1 protein-coding gene is annotated in these 1,135 nt (G+C 68.9%); it reads right to left on the bottom strand.

The window, feature by feature from the left end:
- On the bottom strand, positions 1 to 1,135 hold a 1,135-nt coding region (locus A2I95_RS40860), incomplete at both ends, for an ATP-dependent helicase C-terminal domain-containing protein (protein ID WP_291738009.1).

Raw genomic sequence — 1,135 nt, 5'->3', positions numbered from 1 at the left:
TATTTGCGGCGTTTCGCGCGCAATGTCGGGTCTTCCCGGGTGGGGTCCTCGGGCCAGGGGTGCCTGGGATACTGCGCACGCATATCCTTACGCACGTCCGCATAGGAGCCTGCCCAGAAGCCGGGCAGGTCGCGGGTGATCTGGATCGGGCGCTGGGCCGGCGACAGAAGAGACACTTTCAGCGGCACGCCCCCGACGGACGGGTGGCGGGTGACCCCGAACATTTCCTGCAGGCGGACCGAGATTTCCGGCACGTCACCGTCATAGCTGATCGGGATCTTGCGGCCCAGCGGGGTGATGAAACTGCCTGGCGCCTCGTGGTCCAGGATCTGCGTCTGCTCCCAGTTGAGGGCAGCGCGCAGCGCAGGCAGCAGGTCGAAGCGTTTCCAGTCGTCTGCCGATTTCACCCCCTCCAGCATCGGCAGCAGCCAGTCCTCCAGCGTCTCGGTCAGGCCGGAGAGGGTGAAATCCGGCAGCGCATGGCCTTCGGCCCGCACCAGCTCCACCCGCGCTGCCAGCCGTGCCGCAGCGCCGGTGAGGCGCAGGCCCAGATCGCGCACCCCGTCCAGCATCGCCTGCGCCACCGCGTCCGGCGGCACATCCTTCCAGATCCGGTCGTCCAGCACCACGGCGCCGAACCGCTCCTGCTGGCGTGCCATCACCCGCCGGTCGCGCTTGGACCAGTCGCAGACGTCAGTCCAGATGACCTGACCGGCAAACAGTTCGCGGATCTCAGTCAGCGAAATGTGCGCCGCCATCCGGATCTTTGCCTCGCGCGGGTTGCCGTCGGTATCGAGCGCCACGATGAAGGGCGCCCCCGCCAGCGTGTCGCCGCCGTCCAGAATGGCGCCCTTGCCGCCCGACAGCACAAACCGCGGCGCGTCGCCCTTGCGGCGCTGGCCCACACGGTCGGGATAGGCGAGCGCAGCCATCATTGCGGCTGACAGGCCTGCGTCCCGGCGGCCTGCCTGTCTCTCCAGCCGCCGCGCCTCGCTCTTGATGCGCTCCACCACCGGGCGGTTCAGCTGGTACGGGTGGCTGCGCCCGAACCCTTTGGGATCCTTCAACGCCTTCAGCCTCAGGGACAGATCGGCAGGTGCGCCGCGCAGCGGGTCGCGCTCGCCGAGCAGTGCCG

Source organism: Leisingera sp. F5 (assembly GCF_001593695.1).
This window is presented reverse-complemented; position numbering and strand designations above follow the sequence as displayed.